This window comes from Paenibacillus lycopersici (genome assembly GCF_010119935.1).
GTDB lineage: Bacteria > Bacillota > Bacilli > Paenibacillales > Paenibacillaceae > Paenibacillus_Z > Paenibacillus_Z lycopersici.
The window spans coordinates 6,693,889-6,716,268 of the sequence record NZ_CP048209.1 but is presented as its reverse complement, the minus strand read 5'-3'; the positions used below and the strand labels follow the sequence as shown (position 1 = coordinate 6,716,268).

General features: G+C 62.7%; 21 protein-coding genes, 1 pseudogene and 1 riboswitch. Of the genes and pseudogenes, 8 read left to right on the top strand and 14 right to left on the bottom strand.

Translation table 11 applies throughout. The features are described 5' to 3' along the window. The first annotated feature begins 16 nt into the window (after nt 1–16). Entirely contained in the window at nt 17–676 is a 660-nt protein-coding gene (locus tag GXP70_RS29360; RefSeq protein ID WP_162360210.1) for an HAD family hydrolase, read from the top strand. A gap of 371 nt (nt 677–1,047) precedes the next feature. Further along, nucleotides 1,048–2,277, top strand: a complete 1,230-nt coding sequence (locus tag GXP70_RS29355; protein WP_162360209.1) for an MFS transporter — start codon at nt 1,048–1,050, stop codon at nt 2,275–2,277. Nucleotides 2,278–2,456: 179 nt separating this feature from the next. On the opposite strand, the gene GXP70_RS29350 is transcribed toward GXP70_RS29355, so the two are convergent. Continuing rightward, entirely contained in the window at nt 2,457–3,197 is a 741-nt protein-coding gene (locus GXP70_RS29350) for an SDR family NAD(P)-dependent oxidoreductase (protein ID WP_162360208.1), read from the bottom strand. A 154-nt stretch (nt 3,198–3,351) separates the two neighbouring features. Between GXP70_RS29350 and GXP70_RS29345 the strand changes: the two genes are divergently transcribed. Then, nucleotides 3,352–4,269, top strand: a complete 918-nt coding sequence (locus GXP70_RS29345; protein WP_162360207.1) for a LysR family transcriptional regulator — start codon at nt 3,352–3,354, stop codon at nt 4,267–4,269. Between the two features lie 109 nt (nt 4,270–4,378). Here the strand turns inward: GXP70_RS29345 and GXP70_RS29340 are convergent, their stop codons facing one another. The 3 genes from GXP70_RS29340 to GXP70_RS29330 are packed head-to-tail and all read right to left on the bottom strand — an operon-like array spanning nt 4,379 to nt 7,414. Then, a complete protein-coding gene (locus GXP70_RS29340; RefSeq protein ID WP_162360206.1) occupies nt 4,379–5,389 on the bottom strand; it encodes a FecCD family ABC transporter permease in 1,011 nt (336 codons plus the stop codon). Further along, on the bottom strand, nt 5,386–6,402 hold the full coding sequence (locus tag GXP70_RS29335) for a FecCD family ABC transporter permease (protein WP_162360205.1): 1,017 nt from the start codon (nt 6,400–6,402) through the stop codon (nt 5,386–5,388). Before GXP70_RS29335 ends, GXP70_RS29340 begins: the two co-directional genes overlap by 4 nt. Nucleotides 6,403–6,406: 4 nt before the next feature. Beyond that, a complete protein-coding gene (locus GXP70_RS29330) occupies nt 6,407–7,414 on the bottom strand; it encodes an iron-hydroxamate ABC transporter substrate-binding protein (RefSeq protein WP_162360204.1) in 1,008 nt (335 codons plus the stop codon). Between the two features lie 201 nt (nt 7,415–7,615). Between GXP70_RS29330 and GXP70_RS29325 the strand changes: the two genes are divergently transcribed. Continuing rightward, nucleotides 7,616–8,665, top strand: coding sequence for an NAD(P)/FAD-dependent oxidoreductase (locus GXP70_RS29325; RefSeq protein WP_162360203.1), 1,050 nt, complete (start codon nt 7,616–7,618; stop codon nt 8,663–8,665). A gap of 81 nt (nt 8,666–8,746) precedes the next feature. Here the strand turns inward: GXP70_RS29325 and GXP70_RS29320 are convergent, their stop codons facing one another. Further along, nucleotides 8,747–9,469, bottom strand: a complete 723-nt coding sequence (locus GXP70_RS29320) for a DUF6199 family natural product biosynthesis protein (protein ID WP_162360202.1) — start codon at nt 9,467–9,469, stop codon at nt 8,747–8,749. A gap of 65 nt (nt 9,470–9,534) precedes the next feature. On the opposite strand from GXP70_RS29320, the gene GXP70_RS29315 reads away from it, so the two are divergent. Continuing rightward, the gene (locus tag GXP70_RS29315) at nt 9,535–9,945 is read left to right on the top strand and encodes an NUDIX hydrolase (RefSeq protein WP_162360201.1); all 411 of its coding nucleotides are present in this window, start codon (nt 9,535–9,537) and stop codon (nt 9,943–9,945) included. 130 nt (nt 9,946–10,075) lie between these two features. On the opposite strand, the pseudogene GXP70_RS29310 reads toward GXP70_RS29315, so the two are convergent. Beyond that, nucleotides 10,076–11,623, bottom strand: a pseudogene (locus GXP70_RS29310) (catalase); the annotation flags it as partial. A 224-nt stretch (nt 11,624–11,847) separates the two neighbouring features. On the opposite strand from GXP70_RS29310, the gene GXP70_RS29305 reads away from it, so the two are divergent. Beyond that, nucleotides 11,848–12,648: a P-loop NTPase family protein gene (locus GXP70_RS29305; RefSeq protein WP_162360199.1), complete on the top strand. Its 801-nt coding sequence runs from the start codon at nt 11,848–11,850 to the stop codon at nt 12,646–12,648. Nucleotides 12,649–12,860: 212 nt separating this feature from the next. Here the strand turns inward: GXP70_RS29305 and thiE are convergent, their stop codons facing one another. The 7 genes from thiE to GXP70_RS29270 all read right to left on the bottom strand — a co-directional run bounded on the left by thiE (nt 12,861) and on the right by GXP70_RS29270 (nt 19,258). After that, entirely contained in the window at nt 12,861–13,508 is a 648-nt protein-coding gene (gene thiE, locus GXP70_RS29300) for a thiamine phosphate synthase (protein ID WP_225442919.1), read from the bottom strand. A gap of 70 nt (nt 13,509–13,578) precedes the next feature. Then, entirely contained in the window at nt 13,579–14,397 is an 819-nt protein-coding gene (gene thiD, locus GXP70_RS29295) for a bifunctional hydroxymethylpyrimidine kinase/phosphomethylpyrimidine kinase (protein WP_162360745.1), read from the bottom strand. A 46-nt stretch (nt 14,398–14,443) separates the two neighbouring features. Then, nucleotides 14,444–15,244 carry a hydroxyethylthiazole kinase gene (gene thiM / locus GXP70_RS29290; RefSeq protein ID WP_162360197.1) on the bottom strand — a complete coding sequence of 267 codons (801 nt, stop codon included), beginning with the start codon at nt 15,242–15,244 and terminating at the stop codon, nt 14,444–14,446. A gap of 13 nt (nt 15,245–15,257) precedes the next feature. Next, nucleotides 15,258–16,307 (bottom strand): ABC transporter substrate-binding protein, encoded by a 1,050-nt coding sequence (locus tag GXP70_RS29285; protein ID WP_162360196.1) that lies wholly within the window; start codon nt 16,305–16,307, stop codon nt 15,258–15,260. Beyond that, nucleotides 16,304–17,089, bottom strand: coding sequence for an ABC transporter permease (locus GXP70_RS29280; RefSeq protein WP_162360195.1), 786 nt, complete (start codon nt 17,087–17,089; stop codon nt 16,304–16,306). The genes GXP70_RS29285 and GXP70_RS29280 overlap by 4 nt, the downstream gene beginning before the upstream one ends. Then, entirely contained in the window at nt 17,064–17,846 is a 783-nt protein-coding gene (locus GXP70_RS29275; protein WP_162360194.1) for an ABC transporter ATP-binding protein, read from the bottom strand. The genes GXP70_RS29280 and GXP70_RS29275 overlap by 26 nt, the downstream gene beginning before the upstream one ends. Nucleotides 17,847–17,949: 103 nt before the next feature. Continuing rightward, nucleotides 17,950–18,053: riboswitch (TPP riboswitch) on the bottom strand. A gap of 206 nt (nt 18,054–18,259) precedes the next feature. Continuing rightward, nucleotides 18,260–19,258 carry a globin-coupled sensor protein gene (locus tag GXP70_RS29270; protein ID WP_162360193.1) on the bottom strand — a complete coding sequence of 333 codons (999 nt, stop codon included), beginning with the start codon at nt 19,256–19,258 and terminating at the stop codon, nt 18,260–18,262. A gap of 256 nt (nt 19,259–19,514) precedes the next feature. Between GXP70_RS29270 and hmpA the strand changes: the two genes are divergently transcribed. Continuing rightward, nucleotides 19,515–20,732 (top strand): NO-inducible flavohemoprotein, encoded by a 1,218-nt coding sequence (gene hmpA, locus GXP70_RS29265; RefSeq protein ID WP_162360192.1) that lies wholly within the window; start codon nt 19,515–19,517, stop codon nt 20,730–20,732. Nucleotides 20,733–20,867: 135 nt separating this feature from the next. On the opposite strand, the gene GXP70_RS29260 is transcribed toward hmpA, so the two are convergent. Further along, entirely contained in the window at nt 20,868–21,374 is a 507-nt protein-coding gene (locus tag GXP70_RS29260) for a Crp/Fnr family transcriptional regulator (RefSeq protein WP_162360191.1), read from the bottom strand. Between the two features lie 116 nt (nt 21,375–21,490). On the opposite strand from GXP70_RS29260, the gene GXP70_RS29255 reads away from it, so the two are divergent. Then, on the top strand, nt 21,491–22,369 hold the full coding sequence (locus GXP70_RS29255) for a hypothetical protein (protein ID WP_162360190.1): 879 nt from the start codon (nt 21,491–21,493) through the stop codon (nt 22,367–22,369). Nucleotides 22,370–22,380: the final 11 nt, after the last annotated feature.

Sequence of the window (22,380 nt, the reverse complement as noted above, 5' to 3'; positions counted from 1 at the left end):
CGGGGAGGCGGTTTAATTGATAAAAGCGATCGTATTCGATTTCGACGGGTTGATCTACGATACCGAGGTGCCGGAATACAAGGCGCACCGCGAGCTTTTCGCGGAGCATGGGCAGGAGCTGGAGCTGAGCGTCTGGGGGCAGTGCGTCGGCACGAACGACAGCGGCTTTAATCCGTACGACCATCTGGAGGCCTGCCTGGGCAAGCCGGTCGACCGGGACGACTTGCGCGGGCGGTTCCGAACGAAGTTCGACAGGCTGCTGGCGCAGGAGGCGATCCGGCCGGGCGTGGAGGATTACTTGCAAGCGGCGCAGGCGCTCGGACTGCGGATCGGGCTTGCCTCGAGCTCTGGCCGGGATTGGGTGATGGGGCATATCGCGAAGCTGAACGTGCTGCCGTATTTCGAATGCATCCGGGTACGCGAGAATGTGCGGCTGGTGAAGCCCGATCCCGAGCTGTACGCGCAGGTGATCCGCGAGTTCGGCATCGAGCCGCACGAGGCGGTGGCATTCGAGGATTCGCCGAACGGCGCGCGGGCGGCCAAGGCGGCCGGCATGCGCTGCGTCACGGTGCCCAACGACGTCACGCGCCATCTGGTCTTCGACGAGTACGATCTGCAGCTCCGGTCGCTTGCGGATATGAGCCTGGAGGCGCTGCTTCGGCGCTTGGAAGCATAAGGCTCTTCAGGAGGACGCCGCTCCGGGCCGACGAGTGGCATAAGGCGGAGCGGCCCGCGCCATTGCACGGATGAAGCGGCCGCAGGAAGCGGCGCGCCCGCGCGGGAGGCGGATCTTGCCGCCTTGCATTAGAGGATCTCCAAGCCCGCCCGCGGTCGGGCGAACGATCCGATCCCCTTCAGGCAGACATGCGCCGGCCCGGCGCCGGTGTCGGCTTGGAGGGGGTTTTTGGCGTGTCGATGGGACCGGATGCGGTCACGAAAAAAGTAATCATTGTGCAGGAAGGGCGCGTGTAATAGAATGATGGGCATGAAGAGGCAATCCGCAGCCTCGTATTCAGAGAGCTTGAGCGCTTCAAAGGAGAGGTGAACGTGGCCAAGGTGTTATCCAAGTCGGTGCCGGTCAGCGCGACCGTGTTTCCGATTTTATTCGCCATCAGCATCGTGCATTTATTGAACGACACGATGCAATCGACCGTGTCGGCGCTGTTTCCGGTACTGCGCGATTCGATGCATTTAAGCTACAAACAGATCGGGTTTATCGCGTTCGCGATGAACGTTACGGCGGCGGTCATTCAGCCGCTCGTCGGCATGTATGCCGACCGCCGCGCAAGGCCGTATATTTTGCCCGTCGGGGTATGCTTCACGCTGGTCGGCGTCGTCGCGCTCGCGCTTGCGCCCCATTACGCCTACGTCGTCATCGCCGTCATGCTGATGGGGATCGGGTCGGCGATCTTCCATCCCGAGTCGTCGCGCGTCGCGTACATGGCGGCGGGCGGGAAGCGCGGGCTGGCGCAGTCGATCTTCCAGGTGGGCGGCAACATCGGCGGCGCGCTCGGACCGATCATGAGCGCCGCGATCTTCGTTCCGCTCGGGCAGATCAGCGTCCTCTGGTTCGTCATCGCCGCCTGCGCCGCGATCGTCATCCAGAGCTACGTCGCCCGCTGGTACGGCCAGAACGCGCTGCAGCCGCGCCCGGCCGGGTCCAAGCCGAAAGCGGCCTCCGGCGAGAAGAAGGACCGCGCCCCAGGCGGCTTGTCCCGCAACCAAGTGATCTGGGCGATCACCGTCCTCGTCTTTCTCGTCTTTACGAAGCATATTTATATGTCGAGCTTGTCCAGCTATTACAGCTTTTATTTGATCGATCATTACGGCGTGTCGGTACAGCATTCGCAGCTGTTCCTGTTCTCGTTCCTGGCGGCGTCCGCGGCGGGCACGTTCTTCGGCGGACCGCTTGCGGACCGGTACGGTCGCCGCAACATCATCTGGTTCTCGATCCTGGGAACGGCGCCGTTCTCGATGCTGCTGCCGTACGGCAACCTGCTCTGGACGAGCTTGATGTGCATCTGCGCGGGCTTCGTCCTGTCGTCGGCGTTCTCGATCATCGTCGTGTTCGCGCAGGAGCTGATGCCGGGCAAGGTCGGCCTCGTCTCGGGCCTGTTCTTCGGCCTGGCGTTCGGCATCGGCGGCCTCGGTTCGGCCGTGCTCGGCTGGATCGCCGATGCGACGAGCATCGATTTCATGATGAAGCTGTGCGCCTACTTGCCGCTGCTCGGCATCCTGGCCGTCGCGCTGCCGAAGGACGAACAGGTGCGCGCGTAGAGGCCTGACAGCCGATTCATGCAAGCTTCGAGCGTAATCGAAAACAACCGTATAAGCGTAGAAGAAGAGAGCGTGCCCGGAGATCGACTTCGAGGCGCGCTCTCTTCTTGTCGGGCCGGCTGCGCGGCGAGTCTAACGGTCCGCGGCCCGAAGCTGCCAGAGGCACGAATCCCGCGCGGTCACAGCGTCTGGCCGCTGTCGACCGTAAGCAGCTGCCCCGTCATCGCCTCCTGCTCCAGCGCGGCGCAGATCAGCTGCGCGACGTCCTCCGGCGATGCGATGCGCTGCAGCAGCAGGTTCGGGGCGAGCCGGTTCATCTGCGCCTCCCGGCCGGCCCACCATCGGGTCGCGACCGCTCCGGGCACGACGCCGTTCACGCGGATATCCGGGGATAGGGCGCGGGCGAGCGACTTTGTCAGCCCGTGGACGGCCGCCTTCGAGACGGCGTACGGCAGCGAGGAGCCGAGCCCGGTTTGGCCCGAAATGCTGCCGACGTTGACGATGGCGCCCTGCCCGGCCTGCTTCATCCAGGGCGCGGCCGCCCGGGCGCAGCGGAACATGCCCTTCACGTTCACGTCGAGCAGCGAATCCCACACGTCCTCCGTCACCGCTTCGAGGTCGTCCATGGCGATATGATGCGTGATGCTCGCGTTGTTCACGAGCAGCTGCACGCCGCCGAAGGCATCGACGGTCTGCCGGACCATGGCGCGCACGTCTTCGTCCCGGGCGACGTCGGCCCGGACGGCAATGGCTTCGCCGCCTTGCCCGCGGATCTGCCGTACGGTGTCTTCCGCGTCTTCCCGCGAGCGGGAATAATTGACGCAGACGCGGGCGCCCTTGCCGGCGAGCAACAGGCTGACCGCTCTCCCGATTCCGGTTCCCCCGCCCGTGACGATCGCCGTTCTATTCTTCAATTCCATAGGCTCAGCTCCTTTATGGTTGCCGGTTTCCGGCGTTTGCGGCCACCTGGTGCCATTGTACCCTTGGAGGGCGTATTTGTATAATTGAATATATTGAAGGGGTCGTTCAAAAATATTGAATCGGCTATCGCTGCCATCGGAGGTGTCTGCGTTCATGGATTTGAAAGCATTCAAAACGTTCCATGCCGTCGTGCGGCACGGGAGCTTCGTTCGGGCGGCGGAAGCGCTTAATTACGCCCAGTCGACCGTTACCATGCAAGTACAGAAGCTCGAAGCGGACTGCGGCGTCCAACTGATCGAACGGGGCGGCAAAACCGTCCGGCTGACGGAGGCCGGACGGCTGTTCCACGAGCAGAGCCTGGATATCGTCCAGCGGGCGGAGAGCATGCAGCGCGGCTTGTCCAGCCTGCAGCTCGGCGCAGCGGGGCATATTCGGCTCGGAGCGACGGAACCGGCGGCGAGCAGCCGGCTTCCGGCCCTCGTGGAGCGGTTCATGGCGGAGCACCCGCATGTGCGCCTCTCGATCGACGTCGGCAGTACGCCGGTCCTGAGCGAGAAGCTGCTCGGCGGCGAGCTGGATATGGCCGTATGCTCGGCCCCGGGCTTGGCGCCGGAGCTGTATTTCGAACCGCTGTACCAGGAGCCGTTCGTCGTCGCGCTGCCGGCGGGTCATCCGCTGGCGGAGCAGGCCGTCATCGCGCCGGGAGATCTGCGGAAGCACCGGCTGCTGATCACGTCGCCGACATGTCCTTACCGCAAGAAGCTGGAAGCCGTTCTGCAGGAGACCGGCCAGCCGCAGGCGGATACGATGGAGATCGGCAGCATGACGGCGATCCGCTCTTATGTCGCGCAGGGGCTTGGCATCGCGCTTGTGCCGCGGATTATCGCGGAAGCGCCGGATGCCCGCACGGTCATGCGGCCGCTGGCTAGCGAAGGCCTGATCGCGATGACGATCGGCCTGCTGTTCCGGGCGGCCTCCTTTCCTCCGGGGATGGCTTGTGCCAAGCTGTATAAGGCGATGCAGACGGCGTGGACGCCCGAGTCCGCCGTCTTGGGCGCGTTTGATCAATAACACGGCCTTTAACTAGCACGAACAGCACGAAGAAGCGCTCCGCCCTAGTGGGAGGAAGCGCTTCTTTCGTTTCGCCGACGAGGCGGCGCGGCCGCTTGCGATGCTCCGCTTATATCCGCTTCAGCAGCAGATAGACGAAATACGGCGCGCCGATCAACGCGACTACGATGCCTGCCGGGATGCCGTCGGCGGTGCCGACATTGCGCCCGATCGTATCGGCCAGCACGAGCAGCCATCCGCCGATCAGGACGGCGACGGGGATGAACAGTTGATTGCGCGGCCCGACCAGCGCCTTCGCGATATGCGGCGCCATCAGGCCGACGAAGGCGATGCCCCCCGTCACGGAGACGGCGGACGCCGCCAGCGCGACGGCGGCGAGCAGCAGCACGAGGCGCTCTCTGGACAGGGAGACGCCTACGCCGACGGCGACGGCATCGTCCAGCGCCAGCAGGTTGAGCTTGTTGGCCTTGTACAGCACGAACGGGATGAGGACGATCAGCCAAGGAACGACCGCCCAGATGAAGGGCCAGTCGGTTCCCCAGACGCTGCCGGCGTTCCATTTCGAGATGAAGTCCACTTTCTCCCGGTCGGTCGATGAGATCAGGACGATCTGCACGCCCGAGAGCGCCATCGAGAAGCCGACGCCGGTCAGGACGAGCCGGACGGGCTGCAGGCCGGCATGCCGCTTGTAGGCGAACAGGTAGATGAGCGCGGACGTCAGCAGCGCGCCGCCGAAGGCGACCATCGGCAGCACGTAGGCGAACGTCGTCGAATCGATCGGCATGAACAGGAAGAACAGCGAGACGCCGACGCCCGCGCCGGCGTTGATGCCGATAATGCCGGGATCGGCCAGGTCGTTGCGCGTCACGCTTTGCAGGATGGAACCGGACAGCGCCAGCGCCATGCCAGCCAGGAGCGTGATGCAGATGCGCGGCAGCCGGATGTCGAACAGGACGAAATGCTCTTTGAAATTGCCGTGCCCGAACAGCGTCGGGAACAGGCGGCCATAGGAGAGCTTGGCATAGCCTAGGCCCATGCCGCCGAATACGGTTAACAGAATCAGCGCGGTCAAGGCCAGCAGGATCAACCGCTGCTTGCGGATCAGTTCGGGACGAATCATCGGATCAGCTTGCCTCCTCTGCGCATGATGAACAAGAAGAAGGGCAGTCCGACCACGGCGACGATCGCGGCGACCGGCGTTTCATACGGCGCGTTGAGCGTACGGGCGAGCGTATCGGCCATCAGCATGAACGAAGCGCCCGCAATGGCCGACATCGGCACGACGAAGCGGTAGTCCGTGCCGACGATCGCCCGCACGATATGCGGGATCATCAGCCCTAGGAACGTCAGGTTCCCGACAAGCGATACGGAAGCGCCGGCAAGCAGGACGGTGACGAGGAACAGCGCCGCCTTGATGAACGCGGTCCGCTGGCCGAGGCCGACGGCGACGTCTTCGTTCAAGCTGAGAATGGTCAATTGCTTCGACAGGGCGAGCGCCGCCAGAATGCCGACCGCAATGAACGGCACGATGACCTGCAGTTGTTCCCATGACGCGCCGATCAGGCCGCCGGCCGTCCACATGGAGACGTTCTTGGAAATTTTGAACGCCAGGCCGATCCCTTCGGCGGCGGCGTACAGAAACGCCGAAATCGCCGAGCCGGCAAGCACGATCCGCAGCGGAGAGAAGCCGCCTTTCTTCGCGGCTCCGACGCCGAGCACGAGCAGCGAGCCGGCAGCGGCGCCGATGAAGCAAGCAACCGTAATCCAGAAATAATTCGCCGCGGGCACGAGCGCGATCGTTAAAGCCAGTGCCGCGTTAGCGCCGGCTGTCAGGCCCAGCAGGCCGGGATCGGCAAGCGGGTTGCGCGTCATGCCCTGCATGGCCGCACCGGACACGGCAAGCGCCGCCCCGACGAAGATGGCCGCGATTTCGCGCGGCAATCGGATATCGCGGAGAATGTCGAGGCTCTCGCCCGGCCGGTTCGTCGTGATCGCCAGCCACACGTCCCGGACGGACGTGTGGGCGGCGCCGAGCACCATGGAGACGAAGAACATCGCGGCGAAGAACAGGATGCCTGCCGTCAGCTTGTAAGCAAAAGGGATAGGGCGCGCGGTCCTTGTACCTTCAGCCATCGTCTTATTGCCCCAGGAAGCTCTTCTTGAGGAACTCGAGCTGGAAGTCCAGCGTGTTGGCGTCGTTGAAATAGAACTCGTCGCCGCTGACCTCGAACACGTGGCCGTTTTTCACCGCCGGGATGTTCTTGTACGTGTCCGTCTTCTGGAACGAGGTGTCGCTGCCGCTGATATTGCTCAGGATGACGTAATCGCCCGCGAATTGCGGCAGCACTTCCGTCGACAGCGCGAAGTATCCGTCCTTCAGCGCATTGTCCTTCACCTTCTGCGGCATGTTCAAGCCCATCGCCTGGTACAGAATTTCGGTGCCGCGGCCCCAGCTGTCGCCGTAGACGTACAGCTGCTTGTCGAAGCTCTCGATGACGGACACCGTGGCTTTCTCGCCGATCTTGGCTTTGATTTCCTTGCCGGCCTCGGCCGCGCGCGCCTTGAAGTCGTCGATCCAGGCTTGCGCTTCTTTCTCTTTGTTCACCAGCTTCCCGAGCTCGAGGAATTGCGTCAAGTAATCGACTTTGTTGTAGGTGTACATGACCGTCGGCGCGATTTCCTTCAGCTTGTCGAGGTTTTTAATGCCGTCCAGACCGATGATCAGGTCGGGGTTCAGCTCGATGATTTTCTCCAGATCCTCGTCGGACACTTCCTTCGCATCCTTCAGCTTATCGGCAAAACGGGGGTTCTTCATCGACCAGGCGTCCGCGCCGACGACGTTCACGCCCAACTGGATCATATCGCCCGCATACGAAGAGAGGACGACGACGCGCTGCGGATTGGCGGGCACTTCGATAGGACCGCTCTCGGATTGGTACGTAATCGTGCCGCTTGCCGCTGCCGTATCGGCCGCGGCGTTATCGGACGCAGCCGCGCTGTTGTTCGAGGCTGCATTGCCGGCAGCGTTATCGGCGGATTGGTTACCGGCCGCGGCATTGTTGGACGTGCTGGCGGAGTTGGAGTTGCCGCACGCGCCAAGGATGAGGATAAGGGCTACGAGAGCCGGGAATAAAGCCTTTCTCATGATTATAAAGCTCCTTTGATCATAGTAGTGTGATGCCGGCAGAACGCCGAGTGCAAGTGATAACAATTATCACTATTTCCGTATACAACGATAGAGCCGATGAGAATGATTGTCAATATCAACTTGTAAAAGAGCGCGCGGCACTGTATATTTAAACTTATTGAGAATCGTTATCAGTGAGATGGGGAGGGATCGGCTGCAATGAAAGAAACGGATTTATTCGATATTACGATTATCGGTGGCGGCCCGGCGGGACTGTACTCGGCCTTCTATAGCGGACTGCGGGACATGAAGACGAAGATTATCGAGTTCCAGCCGCAGCTCGGCGGCAAGGTGCATGTCTATCCGGAGAAAATGATATGGGACATCGGCGGGCTTACGCCCATTCCCGGCGCGAAGCTGATCGAGCAGCTGGTGGAGCAGGGACTGACGTTCAATCCCGAGGTGGCGTTGAACGAGAAGGTCGAGTCGATTGCCCGCAACGAGGAAGGGATCTTCGAGCTGCACACGGCTTCCGGCGCGGTGCATTTCTCCAAGACCGTCATCGTCGCGGTCGGCAGCGGCATCCTCAATCCGACGAAGCTGGATATCGAAGGCGCGGAGCGGTTCGAGGTCGGCAATTTGCACTATACGGTCAAGTCGCTGCGCACCTTCAAGGATAAAACCGTCCTCGTGTCGGGCGGCGGCAACTCCGCCGTCGACTGGGCGAACGAGCTGGAGCCGATCGCCAAGCAGGTCATCGTCGTGTACCGCAAAGGCGGGCTGAACGGACATGAGGCGCAGGTGCAGCAGCTCATGAACAGCTCCGCGCAGGTCATTTTCCATTCCTCGATTACGAAGCTGATCGCGAGCAGCGACCACGAGACGATCGAGCGCGTCGAATTGACGAACCATCAGACGGGCGAGGTGACGTCTTACGAGGCGGACGAAATCGTCATTAACCACGGCTACGACCGCGATTCGACGCTGCTGCAGTCGAGCGAGCTGAATATCGAGATGCTGGAAGACTTCTACGTGTCCGGCAGCGTCGGCAGCGAGTCCTCCGTGCCGGGACTGTACGCGGCGGGCGACATTCTGATGCATGACGGCAAGCTGCATCTGATCGCCGGCGCCTTCCAGGATGCCGCGAACGCCGTCAACCGGGCGAAGCAGTTCATCCAGCCGGAAGCCGAGAAGTACGCCATGGTGTCCTCGCATAACGACCGGTTCAAGGAGCGCAATCGCGAGCTGGTCAAACAGCTGATGAAATAAGGCGCCGGCGGCGGAACGAGGCCGGGCAGGCTTGAAGCCGGCACCTCCCGATGTGCCGCCCGACGCCTGGCCGAACCGCGCCTAGAACGCTTTGAACGCGACGAAGAGGGAACCGGCCATGACGACGATGCCGCCCGCCTTGCACATGAAATAATAGAAATCGCTCGGCTCGGGGTTCTCGTACATGAGCCGCTGCGGAGAGAGACGGAACGTCCAGGTTTGGAAGGCTTCGTACCGGAAGGCGCACCAGCCGTAGACCAGCAGGGCGAGCGCGAGATACAGAAACGCGGGCATGCCTCGTTTGAAGTGATAGTCCGGATAAGCCGCGATGACGAGCGCCGAAGGCGGGAAGTCTTCTTCTCCTTCCTGCTTGATCCGTTCGCCGTTGGCGTACATCTGAACATCGCTGACGAGATTGCCTTCGTCATCATAGCTTAAGAGCAAGCCGCCGCTGCCGCTGCCCTCGACCTTATAGGCATGGCCGTTCGGATACGCGACGCGGAATCGGGCCGTATAGGGGACGCTCTTGTCCGCGATGGAATAGGACTGTCCGCCGACGAGGACCGTGCGATGCAGCTCGTCGTCGATTCGGACTTGGACGGGGCCGCCCGTGCTGCTATGATAGGTGACGAGATGATCGTTCTCGCCGTCGAACGCGTACGCGTTCTCGTAGAGGTAGAAGACGCGTTCCGTGAAATATGGCTTCGACAGGATGCCCGTCAAGACGGACACGAGCAGCACCGAGGCGAAGAATACGAAGCTTGGCGTTCGTATGGCTTTCATAATGGCTGTCCGGGCAGGCATGCGCGTTCATCCTTTCTTCTATGATCCCTTTTACGACAGAATTAGAGAGGAAGTTGCATGCGATTATGCAGGGCTATAACGTGCTGATGATCTATAACAGGAACAAGGACCGGCTGCTGATGTGCAAACGGCTGAAGGACCCGTACAAAGGATTGAACAATCTGGTCGGCGGCAAGATCGAGCCGGGCGAATCGGGGATCGACGCGGCTTACCGGGAGCTGTTCGAGGAGACAGGCATCCGCAGGGAACAGATTGCGCTGCGCCACCTGATGGACTTCAAATACTATTATCAAGACTGCTATGTCGAGGTGTACGCCGGCAAGCTGAGAGGCGAAGCCGAAATCGCGGGGGACGAGAACGAGCTGTATTGGTCCGGGTTGGAGCATGATTTCTTCGATATGGCCCTGTTCGCGGGAGAAGGCAATATCGGACATATGATCGAACAAGCGAACATGAGCGGCGTATTGGACGACTAGCAGATGCAGTCTCTGCCGCACCGTGCCGATAAATAAAGCCTGCAAGCGCGCCTGGGAACGGATGGACGAACGATCCTTCTCCACAGGCGGCTTGCAGGCTTGTTGGCGTTAACGGCGCGGCGCCAGTCGCTTAATAGCCGTCGGTTTTGTGTCCCGAATGCTCCGCGATTTCCGCGCCTTCGCGCAGCGATGCCGATCCGAGATGCGACGTATCGACCTTCGCGTTCGCCAAGCCTTCGGCGACCCGCTTGCCGTAGTCCGGATCGGCCTGCGCGAAATAGCCGATCATGCGCTCGCCGATTTGCGGCTGGCATATTTTCAAGGCGTCGACCAGGTTGGAGATCAGCTCGTCGCGCTCCCAATCCTCGAGTTTCCGGTACGTTTCGCCGGCTTGCTTGAAGTCGTTCGGACGCTCCAGCTTCTGGCGGACGAGCTTCGCGTTATAGGCCGGTTGATGCTCCTTGCCGGACGGCGCCGCTTCCTTCAAGCCGCCGAGCGAGGACGGCTCGTAGTTCACGTGCGGGCTCTGTCCGCTCGCGCGGTCGACGACGATGGCCATCTGCCCGTCGCGCTGGTTCGTGGCCACCGGCGCATGGGGCGCGTTGACCGGCAATTGCAAGTAGTTCGTGCCGACCCGGTACCGCTGCGTATCGGAATAGGAGAACGTCCGGCCCTGCAGCAGCTTGTCGTCGGAGAAATCGAGGCCGTCCACGAGCACGCCGGTTCCGAACGCCGCCTGCTCCACTTCGGCGAAGTAGTTCTCGGGATTGCGGTCCAGCACCATTTTGCCGACGGGGAGGAACGGGAATTTGTCTTCGTCCCACAGCTTCGTCGGGTCGAGCGGATCGTAGTCCAGCTCCGCATGCTCGTCATCGGACATCAGCTGCACCCGCAGCTCCCACTCCGGATAGTCCCCGCGTTCGATCGCCTCGTACAAATCCTGCGTGGCATGGCTGGTGTTCATCCCCTGGATGGCGTCCGCTTCGTTCTGCAGCAGGTTCTTGATGCCGTGCTTCAGCGGCTCCCAGTGGTATTTGACCAGCATCGCCTCGCCGTCCTTATTGACCCACTTGTATGTATTGACGCCCGAGCCTTGCATTTGCCGGTAATTGGCCGGAATGCCCCAAGGCGAGAACAGAAACGTCACCATATGCGTCGCTTCCGGCGAGCAGGACAAGAAGTCGAACATCCGCTCCGGATTGGACAGGTTCGTGACGGGATCGACCTTGAACGCATGCACCATGTCGGGGAATTTCAGCGGATCGCGAATGAAGAAAATTTTCAGGTTGTTGCCGACGAGGTCCCAGTTGCCGTCCTCGGTGTAGAACTTGACGGCGAAGCCGCGCGGGTCGCGGAGCGTCTCCGGCGAATGGGCGCCGTTCGTGACGGTCGAGAACCGGACGAACACCGGCGTTCGTTTGCCCGCTTCCTGGAACAGCTTCGCCCGCGTGTATTTCGAGACGGGCTCGTCGCCCGCTCTGCCATAGCTTTCGAAATACCCGTAAGCGCCGGCGCCGCGGGCATGGACGACGCGCTCCGGCACGCGCTCCCGGTCGAAGTGGGAGATTTTCTCGATAAAATGGTAATTCTCCAGCGTTGACGGACCGCGGCTGCCGATCGTGCGGATGTTTTGGTTATCCGTGATGGGGTGGCCTTGCCGGTTCGTCAGCGTCATATCGTCGTTATTGTTCGTTGCCATCGGAATGCTGCCGCCTTTCGATTGATTTTGCCAGCCATTAGGGTGCGCATCGCGGTGGAAATTATTCCGGAATCCGGCAGCCGGGACATGCTTGCGGCAGGATCGCCGAGCCTGCCTCCCGAATGTTGAAAGGATGCGGCGGGCGATGCGTTCCGCAAGACGGTATTCGATCAAGGGCGGATTATTACGAGGGGGCTTATAGCATGCGAAAGGATGGCAGATTGATACTGGTGGAGGGACTGTGCGGCACCGGCAAATCGACGTTAGCGGAACGATTGCAGCGCCATCTCGCGGGACAAGGGATCTTATCCGAGTTCTATGACGAAGGCGCGGCGGGGCATCCGGCGAGTCTGAATTGGCACGCTTTCTTCCGGGAGGAGGAGTACAGGACATTGCTGGAGCGATATCCGGACATGGCCGACGCTATCCGTTCGCGGGCCATACAGGACGGGAACCGTTATCTGGTTCCTTATCGCGAGGTCGAAGCATTCGAGGCGTCGCCGGCGTTATATGCCGAGCTGAAGGCCCGCGAGCTGTGCTGGACGGATTCGCCTGCCGCCACGCCGGCGGAGTTCACGCATGCGATCCAGGGGCAATGGGCGCGCTTCGCGGCGCTTGCGGCCGCCTCGGAGCGCGTATATGTGCTCGAGGCGGTGTTCCTGCAGCATCAGATTCATGATTTGCGCGGCCATTACGAAGCCGACGACGGCCAGATCGAAGCGCATATCCGCGGTATTGCCGGGCGGATTGCCGCCCTGCATCCGCTGCTGATTTATTTGTCCCAGCCAAGCGTACGGGAGCAGCAGACATGGATTTCCGGAATCCGCTCCAAGCCCCATGTCGCCGCGGAAGCCAATATCCGGCGCATGGAGAACCGCAAGCGGATCGAGCTGAGCCTGCTGGATACGCTACCGTTCCCGGCTTATACAATCGAGAGCGCGGATCGGGATTGGGATGATGTCTATCGCAGGGCGGTGGAGGCGGTTGGCAGGCATATCGGGTGAGCGGATATTGGAGCGGAGAAGGCAGGCAGGGCAGGTAATGCAAGCAAAGCGGTAAGACAGACAAGGCGGGTAAGGCATACCTGGCAGGCAAGGCAGGAGGCATGCGGGAGGCGCAAGCCGCCGCCATACAACACAAAACGGCAGCCCAGGACACGTATGCGGTCCATGGGCTGCCGTTATTCGCTGCGCCTGCGGGCGCTTGCCCGGCTGCGTTATTGCTGCCTCTGCTGCTGCGGTTCGGCGGTGGCGCCGGCGAGCTGCAGTGCCGCCTCCCGCGCCGACGGCGCGAGCGTGATCGCCGAGATGACGGAGACGCCGTCCGCTCCGGCCGCCATGATTGGCGCGGCATTGTCCGGCGCGATGCCGCCGATGGCGACAAGCGGCGCGCCGATGCCTGCCGCGCGCAGCTCCTCGAGCAGCCGCGTGCCCTGCGGCGCTTTGGCGTCGGGCTTCGAGCCGGTCGGATAGATCGGCCCGATGCCCAAGTAATCGGCGCCGTCCGCCAGCGCCTGCCGCGCTTCGCCTGGCGTATGCGCAGATACGCCGACGATGGCGCCCGGGCCGATCCGCGCCCGGATCGCGGCGGCGGGATCGTCGTCCTGGCCGACATGGATACCGTCGGCTTTCACCGTGACGGCCAGGCTGATGTCGTCGTTGACGATGAACGGGATGCCGTGTTCCCGGCAGACCGCTTGCAGCCGCTTCGCCAGCGCCAGCTTCGCTTCGCCGGCCAGCGCGCCGCCGCCTTTCTCGCGGAACTGGAAGCAGGTGACGCCGCCGGCGATCGCCTCGCGCAGCAGCTCGGCCGGGTCCATGCCGGCGGGTACGTTCGTACTGCCCATGATCAGGTAGACGCGCATCGCGCGGCGTATGGCGGCTTCGCGGCTCTCGCGAGGGTCGCCATACGCCTGCTTGCGGCGGCTGTCATCGTTATCGGACATGCGGCTCACCCCGCCGTCTGCGCTGGTACGCAAAATGGTTCGTCGGCCCGTGTCCGCCGCCGATGCCGAGCCCGTCCTCGATCGCCGCTTGAATGAACTGCTTGGCCGTCTGCATCGCTTCGGCGACGGTCTTGCCCCGGGCAAGCTCCGCGGTGATCGCCGCGGAGTACGTGCAGCCCGTCCCGTGCGTATGCCGGGTATCGACCCGCTTGCTTTCGAGGTAGGCGAACGATCTGCCGTCGTAGAGCAAATCGACCATCGGCTCTTCGGGCGCGCCGTGGCCGCCTTTGATCAGCGCGTACCGCGAGCCCATCTCCACGATCCGCTTGGCGGCAAGCTCCCGCTCCTGCATGGATGCGATCCGCATGCCCGTCAGCATTTCGGCTTCGGGAATGTTCGGCGTCGTGACGAGCGCGAGCGGCAGCAGCCGCGCGATAAGCGCATCGACCGCTTCCCGCAGCAGCAGCTGCGAGCCGCCCTTGGCGACCATGACGGGATCGATGACGAGCTTGCGCCATCCGTAGCGCTCGACCTTCTCCGCCACCGTGCGGATGATGTCCGAGCTGAACAGCATGCCGGTCTTCACCGCGTCGGGCTGCAGGTCCGCGCCGAGCGCGTCCAGCTGCGCGGCGACGGCTGCGGGCTCCATCGGGTAGACGCCGTGGACGCCGAGCGTGTTCTGCGCGGTGACGGCGGTCAGGGCGGACATGCCGTACACGCCGAGCTCCTGAAACGTCTTCAGGTCGGCTTGGATGCCTGCGCCGCCGCCGCTGTCGGAGCCCGCGATCGTCAATGCTTTATGAATGATAGTCATGTTGTGGTAATCCTCCTTCTCCGCAGCCGCTGCGCAGACATTAGGCCAGTCTAGCGATCGCGGCTTTCGCCTTCAGCGTGTCCGGCGTGACCAGCGCGAGCTGGTTCAGGAATTCGATCTGGAAGCTGCCGGGCCCCCGGCCTTCCGTCGCCGCATAGGCGAGCTCCGCCGCGACGCCGTAGAACGCAAGCGCTTCGGCGGCCGCTTCGAGACGAGCCCCCGCATCTCCGGCCACGGCCAGGAAAGCGCCGACGACCGAGCCGAGCAGGCAGCCGGTGCCGGTCACCTGCGTCAAGATCGGATGGCCGTTGCTGACGACGAACGTCGTCTCGCCGTCCGTGACGACGTCGTCTTTGCCGGTGATCACGACGAGGCAGCCGAGCTTCTTCGCCGCACGAACGGCCAGCGCGGCGACATCGCCTTCGCCCGCGCCGGCGTCGACGCCTTTGATCGACCAGCTCTCGCCGACGACGTTCGCCACTTCGGCGACGTTGCCGCGCAGCGCGGTCAGCTTCACTTCGCGCACGATTCGCTGCGCCGCTTCCGTCCGGTACGGCGTCGCGCCGGCGCCGACGGGGTCGAAGACGACCGGAACGCCGTGCGCGTTCGCCGATTTGCCGGCCAGCAGGATGGATTGGACGACGGATGCGTCCAGCGTTCCCATGTTCAGCAGGACGGCGCCGGAGATTTTCGCGACATCCGCGACTTCTTCATGGGCGTAGGCCATGATCGGAGAAGCGCCCATGGCGAGCAGGCCGTTGGCGGTGAAGCCCGTCACGACCCAGTTGGTGATGTTGTGCACGAGCGGATTGCGCGCGCGGACAAGATCGAGATAAGACATGGATGATTCCTCCTTAGTCGGTTACGTTCATATACGCGTCGCCGGCGTTCACGTCGGACGACAGCAGCTTGTTGTCGCTCAGCCACGTCTTCACGCGGTCCCAGGAAGCGGGATCCTGCGAGCCGAAGGGCTGATCCTTGTCCGTCATCAGCGGCAGCAGAATTTGCAAGCTCTGCTTCTCGATGTCGGCATCGAGCGGGGAGCTCTTGTCTTCGTGCGCGAGCAGCGCCGCCAGCGCTTCGTCCGGATGATCCGCGACGTACCGCTGTCCTTCGGCGGCCGCGGCCACGAATTTGGCGAACACGTCCTGCTTCGCCTTCAGTCCGTCGTCGCTTGCGGCCAGCACGAGCTCGTAGTAGTCCGGCACGCCGTACGCGGCAGGATCGAGCGACGTGACGGGATGGCCTTCTTTATCAAGGAGCAGCTGCTCATGGTTGATGAATCCGCCGATGATGGCGTCCACTTTGCCCGTCGCGATGGACGGGATCAGGTCGTAGCCGACATCGACCATGCTCGCTTTGTCCGGATCGCCGCCGTCCTGCTTGATCATCGTGCGGGCCATGGCCTCGTACAGCGGGATGGAGGAGAAGCCGACCGTTTTGCCGGCCAGATCCTTCGGCGACCTGATGCCGCCGTCCGCCGGCACCATCAGGTGGTTGAGCGGATGGCGTACGATCGCGGCGATCGACTTCACGGGAATGTTCTCGCCGCGTGCCATCAGCACCTGCGGCTGGTACGTAAGCGCGAGATCGATTTTGCCGGCGGCGACGAGCTTGAGCGCATCGTTCGTGTCGGCAGGCATCTGGATGTCGACGTCGAGCCCTTCCTTGGCGAAATAGCCCTGATCCTGCGCGGCGTACAGGAACGAGTGCACCGCGTTGGGATACCAGTCCAGCATGAGCGATACTTTCTGCGGCGGCGCTTCGCCGGCGGCATTGCCGCCGCTGCCGGCGTTCGCCGCCGAATTCGGGGCATCCGATGAGTTCGGGTTCGATGAACCGCAGCCGCCGAGCGCGAACAATGAAGCGGCAAGCACGGCTGCAAACAATGATTTCTTGGTCATGAGTAATCCGTCCTTCTCTTTCGAAGCGTTAGGTGTTCGATGAATGCGATAATCAGGAAGAAAACGACGCCGAGCGCGGACAGCAGGAATACCGACGCGAACATCGCGTCCGTCTTCAGGCTGCTCGACATGCGGCGGCTGAAATAACCGAGCCCTTCGCTGCCGCCGAGCCACTCGCCGATCGTCGCGCCGACGACGCTGTAGACGACCGACAGCTTGAGGCCGGAGAAGAACGACGGCAGCGCGAGCGGGACCTGCACCTTGCGGAAAATCGCCCAGCGGCTCGCGCCCATCGTCTGCAGCAGCTCCCGGTAGCCGGCGTCGCCTTTGCCGAGCCCGTCGTACGTGCTGACGACGATCGGGAAGAACGCGGTCAGGAAGACGACGGCGACCTTGCTCCAAATCGTGTACCCGAACCACATGATGAAGACCGGCGACAGCGCGATGAGCGGAACGGTCTGGCTGACGATGACGAACGGGTACAGCGCCTTGTTCAGCGTGCGGTACATATGCATCAGCACCGCGAGCAGCGTGCCGACGCAGACGGACAGCAGGAAGCCGAGCGCGGATTCCGACACCGTGGCGGCCAGATGCCGGCCGAACAGCAGGCTTGCGTCTTCGCCGAGCGCATGGGCGACGGACGTGGGGGCGGGCAGAATGAAGAACGGCACCCAGCCGAGCCGGACGCTGCATTCCCAGCCGCCGAGCACGGCGAGGAGCAGCAGGACGAACAGCCCGTATTGTCCGATCAGCGTATTAATGAGCGATTGGCGATTGCGCATCGAAGAGCTGCTCCAATTCCTGCCTGAGCGCGACGCACTCGGGCGTGTATTTCATGCCGCTCTCGCGCGGGCGCGGCAGCGGCACCTGCAGCTCGCGCATCGGTTCGCCGCTGCCGGCGGCCGGCATCACGTAGATGCGGTCGCTCAGCAGGATGGCCTCCTCGAGATCGTGCGTGATGAACAGGACGCTCTTGTCCAGGCCGTCCCACAGCCCGAGCAGCCAGCGGTGCAGGTCTCGCTTGGTCATGGCGTCGAGCGCGCCGAACGGCTCGTCGAGCAGGAGAAGCGGCCGCCCGGTCATCAGCGTGCGCAGAAAAGCGACGCGCTGCCGCATGCCCCCGGACAGCTCGGCCGGGTAGGCGTTCTCGCGGCCTTCGAGCCCGAACAGCCGAAGCAGCTTCCGGACTTCGGCGGCGCCGTCCGCCGCCCGTCCCTGCTTGGTCAACTCCAGCGGCAGCAGGCAGTTGTCCATCACCGTGCGCCACGGCAGCAGCAGATCCCGCTGCGGCATATAGCCGACCTTGCCCAGTCGCTCGGGCGCGGGCTCGCCATAGAGCGTGATTTCGCCGCGGATAGGCTCGAGCAGACCGGCGATGAGCTTGAACAGGGTGCTCTTGCCGGAACCGCTGGCGCCGATGACGGAGACGAACTCGCCTTCGCGTACGTTCAGCGACAGGCCGGAGAACAGGCGGGCGCCGCCGTCGCGGCCGTTGCCGAAAGCGAACGCGGCGTCTTGAAGCGATAATACGGGCGCCATGCGCGCACCTCCTTCGGACAACAAACAACAAACGAAAAACCCGCCCCAGCTTCCGGCGGAAGATGGACGGGCTCCGGTATATCGAACGCATCGCGGCGTTTCATACGGTATCCATCCACTTCCCTACGCTGGCATCACCCAGATCAGGTTCCAAGGGTCCGCGAATCGGTTTCGCGTCTCAGTCATCAGACTCCCCTAGTGAATATACGGGTATTCGATTACTTTCAACTATATCACAACGGCGGGAGCAGGGAAACCGTCCGTTGCCGCGTTATCGGCAGGATATCGCCGTCCCGGCCGCCACCCGAGGCGGTTGAACGGCGGTTCCGGTCAGACCGGGCGCTTATCGAAGTAGACGGAGCCTTCCGGCTGCGACACGTTCCCGCTGGCGTTCAGCGATCACGCATGCAGGTTTACTGAATGCGTTCCAATTCCAGCGTAATCGTCTCGATCATGTTCACGAACGACGTCAGCTCCTGCGAGCTGGCCGCCTGGTCGCGCGCCAGCGTGGACGTGCGCTCGGCGTCGCGCATGACCTCGCCGATGACGCTCGTGATCTCCTGCAGCTTCTGCCGCACGGTGACAAGGGACTCCTTGGAATGGGTGGCGAGCTTGCGGATTTCGTTCGCGACGACGCCGAAGCCGCGACCATGATCGGCCGCGTGCGCCGCTTCGATCGCCGCGTTGATGCCGAGCAGCTGGCTCTGGTCGGAAATCTCCTGCAGGAGCGAGCCGATGCTGTCGATCTCGCCGATCTTGGCTTGCAGCTCGCGTACCTTGACGTTCGCCTGGTCCTGGATATCCGCCGTATGGGTGGCCGAATCGGCGACGGACTGGCTGCTGCTGCTCAGCTCGACCATCATGGCCGAGAGCTCCTGAACGATGCGGCTGATCGTCGTCAGCGCATGCTGCTTCTCGTCCGAGAGCGCCTGGATTTTGTCTTTCTCGTCCTTCTCGTACGCTTCGAGCACGAGCTGCGAATCGAGGTTGAACATTTTGGACAGCGCCAGAATGATCGTCATCCACGAATCGGGAGCAATGTGCTGGAACTGCTGCACGGCCGATTCCAGATAGAGCATGTACGTGCCCAGATACCAATCGGTCGTCAGGCCGATCCGGGAATGGATGCTGCCGATCACGATGCGGCGTTCGATGAAGGCCTCGTCGATCTTGCCGTCTGCCAGGGACAGGAAGTACCAGCGCTGCGTTTCCTTGAGCCGTTCGAGCGTGCTGTTCTTGTCGATAATGGCCTTGAGCTCCGGAATGGCGATGACCCGGTCGTACAGCTGATCGACGACTTGGTCCGTAATCTGTTCGAACATCGGCCGGATGCTCTTCAGGAACGCCAGGTCCTCCTCCGTAATGCCGATATACTGCAGTTGTTTCTTGCGTTGCTCATTCACTTGGATCATGGCTGCGAAATCTCCCCTGGTCTGTAAGGTTAGTAAGCTTGCTAATTCATTTCGACAGACACCTTCATTTTCCTTTTCCTGTCTGTCGTCTGCTGTCGATTTTCATAACATTGGCCATCATTGCGCTCCGGCGGCGCGCCGAATCCGGCAAATGTCACCGTTTATTCGCAAACGAAGTGATCTCGATCACATGACGGAGCGGCGGGGCGGCTTACAATGAAGACAAATCCAAGCAAGAAGAAAGCGGGGCGTTCCTATGTTAAGCCAACAAGCGATCGCGATCATCAAATCCACGGTACCGGTGCTGGAGGTTCACGGCACGACGATAACGAAGCGGTTCTACGAGCGGCTGTTCCAAAGCCATCCGGAATTGCTGAATATATTCAACCACGCCAATCAGAAGCAGGGCAGACAACAGACGGCGCTGGCCAACGCGGTCTACGCGGCGGCGATTCACATCGAGAAGCTGGACGCGATCCTGCCGGTCGTGCGCGGCATCGCGCACAAGCACCGCAGCCTTGGCGTCAAGCCGGAGCATTATCCGATCGTCGGCGAGCATTTGCTGGGCGCGATCAAGGACGTGCTGGGCGATGCCGCGACGGACGAAATCCTCGGCGCATGGGCGGAAGCGTACGGCATCATCGCGGATGCGTTCATCGGGGTGGAGGCGGAACTGTATCAGGCGGCCGAGTCGCAGCGCGGCGGCTGGGCGGGCGACCGTCCGTTCCGGGTGGCGAGGAAAGTGCGGGAGAGCGAAGTCATTACGTCGTTCTACCTGGAGCCCGCGGACGGCAAGCCGATCGCCGCGTTCGAGCCTGGGCAGTACATCAGCGTCAAGCTGGAAATTCCGGGCGAGGCGAATACCCATATCCGGCAATACAGCTTGTCGGGAGCGCCGGGCGAACCGTACTACCGGATTTCGGTGAAGCGGGAAGATGCGGCGGAGGGACGGCCTGCGGGCCGGGTATCGGTGTACTTGCACGAGCAAGCGGAGGAAGGCAGCGTACTGCAGCTTTCCGCGCCGGCAGGCGATTTCACGCTGGATGCGCGGGATGAGCGTCCAGTCGTGCTGATCAGCGGAGGCGTCGGTCTGACGCCGCTCGTCAGCATGCTGCATGTGCTGGCGGAGAAGCAGCCGAACCGCAAAGTCGCGTTCATCCATGCCGCCAGGAACGGCGGCGTCCATGCGCTCCGCGGCGAGGTCGAGCGCATCGTGAACGAGCGGCCGAATTTCTCGGCCCACTGGATCTATGCCGATCCGACGGACGAAGACCGGTCGGCGGGGGCCTGCCACAAGGAGGGCCGTCTCGATCTGCCTTGGCTGAAGCAGGTCGCCGGAACGCCGGATGCGAGCTTCTACTTCTGCGGTCCGCAGCCTTTCATGCGGACGGTGAATCGGGCGCTCAAGGATTGGGGCGTCTCGGCGGCGGATATCCGGTTCGAATTCTTCGGCCCGGCGGGAGCGCTGGACTAGAGGCAACTTAAATTAACGCTTGGCGATTGAGCGCTGGCGGCCCGGCGGCCCCGCAAGCGGTCCGCGCCCTGGCGGCCCGGCTCTGCCGGCCTCATGGCGCATAGGCCGCACCGGCTTCGGCGGACGAGGAGGCGGTCAGCACTCGCTCCGCTGCGCGCGCAGCAGCCGGTTGACGGTCTCGCGCCGCAGGCCGACCAGCTGGCCGATCTCGTCCTGGGTCAGCACGTCCGTCAGCGGCGCTTCGCCGATGTAGAGGCGGAACCACGCCTGCAGCTTGCGCAGCTTGTCGGCGGGCGTCACTTGCGAGAGCTGGTCGATGCGCTGCTGCATCATGCGCAGCTTGTCCTGCAGCAGCAGCGCGATGTCCCGGCAGCGCGCGGGATCTTCCTCCAGCTGCCGGTACCACTCCGGCGCGGGGACGGCTTCGACGTCCGATGCGGTCAAGGCGACGGCCGTGCCGAAATACGGATTCGGGCTGATCAGCGAATGATGGGGGATGGTTTCGCCCGGCGTAATGATATTGACGATCAGCGGCGTGCCGTCCTCGTGGAAGCGCATGATTTTGAGCAGGCCGCTGCGCACGTGGAAGAGCGGGCCGGATTCTCCTTGGCGGAACAAAGTCTCGCCTTTGTTGATCTGCATGGGAAAGCTCCTTTGTCAGCAATTCGTTGGCCTCAGTATATCAGAACCGGCAGGAGATGGCAGGCGTCCGGCGAATCGGTATGAGGTGCAGGATACAGGACAAGGGGATGAGTCGAATGGAAGAATTGCTGGTGCGGAGCAGCCGGCTGGCCGTTACGGTCAAGCATCCGGACGAAGTGGGCGGGGCGAGGTTCGACCGGACGGGCTTCGTCACGGAAGTGACGCTGGACGGGCGCCATACGTTCTGCGCATACGAGATTCCGGGCATCTGGGATCCGTCGAAGGGAGCCGGACTGTGCGGCGAGTTCAGCAATCATCAGGCGCTCGGCTATGACGAAGCGAAGCCCGGAGAGTGGTTTCCGAAGATTGGCGTCGGTCTGGTGCGCCGCGAATCGGACAAGGGATACGAGTTCATGAAGCCGTACGAGGTCAAGCCGTACCGAGTCGAGATCGTCCAGGAGGACGACAGCGTGCTGCGGTTTACGTCGCTGCCGGAAGAGTGTCTCGGCTACGCGGTGCGGTACGTCAAGCGGATGAAGGCAGAAGGCAACACGCTGCGCGTCGACTATGAATTGTTCAACGCCGGCAGCCGTCCGATCGCGACCAACGAATACGCACATAATTTCGTCTGCTTCGACAATGCGACGGTCGGGCCGGATTACGAGCTGACGTTTGACGGCGAACGGTCTTCCTCCTTCAACGTGCTTGTCGGCGACATCCGGTCGGAGGCGGAGCGGGTGGAGTGGAACAGCGTGCCGGCAAAGGATTTTTACGGCCGGCTGTACCCCGGGAGCGAAGGCGGCGTCATGCCGGACGGCTGGACGCTGCGTCACCGTCCTTCCGGCTTGCGCATGAGCGAGACCTGCGGCTTCGCGCCCGAGCTCATCGCCGTATGGGGCATGGCGCATAATGTTTCGCCGGAGGTATTCGCTCCCGTCCGCATCGCGCCGGGCGAGACGGCGGCTTGGTCGCGCCTGTACCGGTTCGAAGGCTGAACCGGCGAGGG

What these genes read in the sequence shown, in the direction of transcription:
- GXP70_RS29350 (WP_162360208.1), bottom strand. Translation starts at nt 3,197, where the DNA reads ATGGAATTGAAGAATAGAACGGCGATCGTCACGGGCGGGGGAACCGGA.
- GXP70_RS29345 (WP_162360207.1), top strand. Translation starts at nt 3,352, where the DNA reads ATGGATTTGAAAGCATTCAAAACGTTCCATGCCGTCGTGCGGCACGGG.
- GXP70_RS29340 (WP_162360206.1), bottom strand. Translation starts at nt 5,389, where the DNA reads ATGATTCGTCCCGAACTGATCCGCAAGCAGCGGTTGATCCTGCTGGCC.
- GXP70_RS29335 (WP_162360205.1), bottom strand. Translation starts at nt 6,402, where the DNA reads ATGGCTGAAGGTACAAGGACCGCGCGCCCTATCCCTTTTGCTTACAAG.
- GXP70_RS29330 (WP_162360204.1), bottom strand. Translation starts at nt 7,414, where the DNA reads ATGAGAAAGGCTTTATTCCCGGCTCTCGTAGCCCTTATCCTCATCCTT.
- GXP70_RS29325 (WP_162360203.1), top strand. Translation starts at nt 7,616, where the DNA reads ATGAAAGAAACGGATTTATTCGATATTACGATTATCGGTGGCGGCCCG.
- GXP70_RS29320 (WP_162360202.1), bottom strand. Translation starts at nt 9,469, where the DNA reads ATGCCTGCCCGGACAGCCATTATGAAAGCCATACGAACGCCAAGCTTC.
- GXP70_RS29315 (WP_162360201.1), top strand. Translation starts at nt 9,535, where the DNA reads ATGCAGGGCTATAACGTGCTGATGATCTATAACAGGAACAAGGACCGG.
- GXP70_RS29305 (WP_162360199.1), top strand. Translation starts at nt 11,848, where the DNA reads ATGCGAAAGGATGGCAGATTGATACTGGTGGAGGGACTGTGCGGCACC.
- thiE (WP_225442919.1), bottom strand. Translation starts at nt 13,508, where the DNA reads ATGCGCGTCTACCTGATCATGGGCAGTACGAACGTACCCGCCGGCATG.
- thiM (WP_162360197.1), bottom strand. Translation starts at nt 15,244, where the DNA reads ATGTCTTATCTCGATCTTGTCCGCGCGCGCAATCCGCTCGTGCACAAC.
- GXP70_RS29285 (WP_162360196.1), bottom strand. Translation starts at nt 16,307, where the DNA reads ATGACCAAGAAATCATTGTTTGCAGCCGTGCTTGCCGCTTCATTGTTC.
- GXP70_RS29280 (WP_162360195.1), bottom strand. Translation starts at nt 17,089, where the DNA reads ATGCGCAATCGCCAATCGCTCATTAATACGCTGATCGGACAATACGGG.
- GXP70_RS29275 (WP_162360194.1), bottom strand. Translation starts at nt 17,846, where the DNA reads ATGGCGCCCGTATTATCGCTTCAAGACGCCGCGTTCGCTTTCGGCAAC.
- GXP70_RS29270 (WP_162360193.1), bottom strand. Translation starts at nt 19,258, where the DNA reads ATGATCCAAGTGAATGAGCAACGCAAGAAACAACTGCAGTATATCGGC.
- hmpA (WP_162360192.1), top strand. Translation starts at nt 19,515, where the DNA reads ATGTTAAGCCAACAAGCGATCGCGATCATCAAATCCACGGTACCGGTG.
- GXP70_RS29260 (WP_162360191.1), bottom strand. Translation starts at nt 21,374, where the DNA reads ATGCAGATCAACAAAGGCGAGACTTTGTTCCGCCAAGGAGAATCCGGC.
- GXP70_RS29255 (WP_162360190.1), top strand. Translation starts at nt 21,491, where the DNA reads ATGGAAGAATTGCTGGTGCGGAGCAGCCGGCTGGCCGTTACGGTCAAG.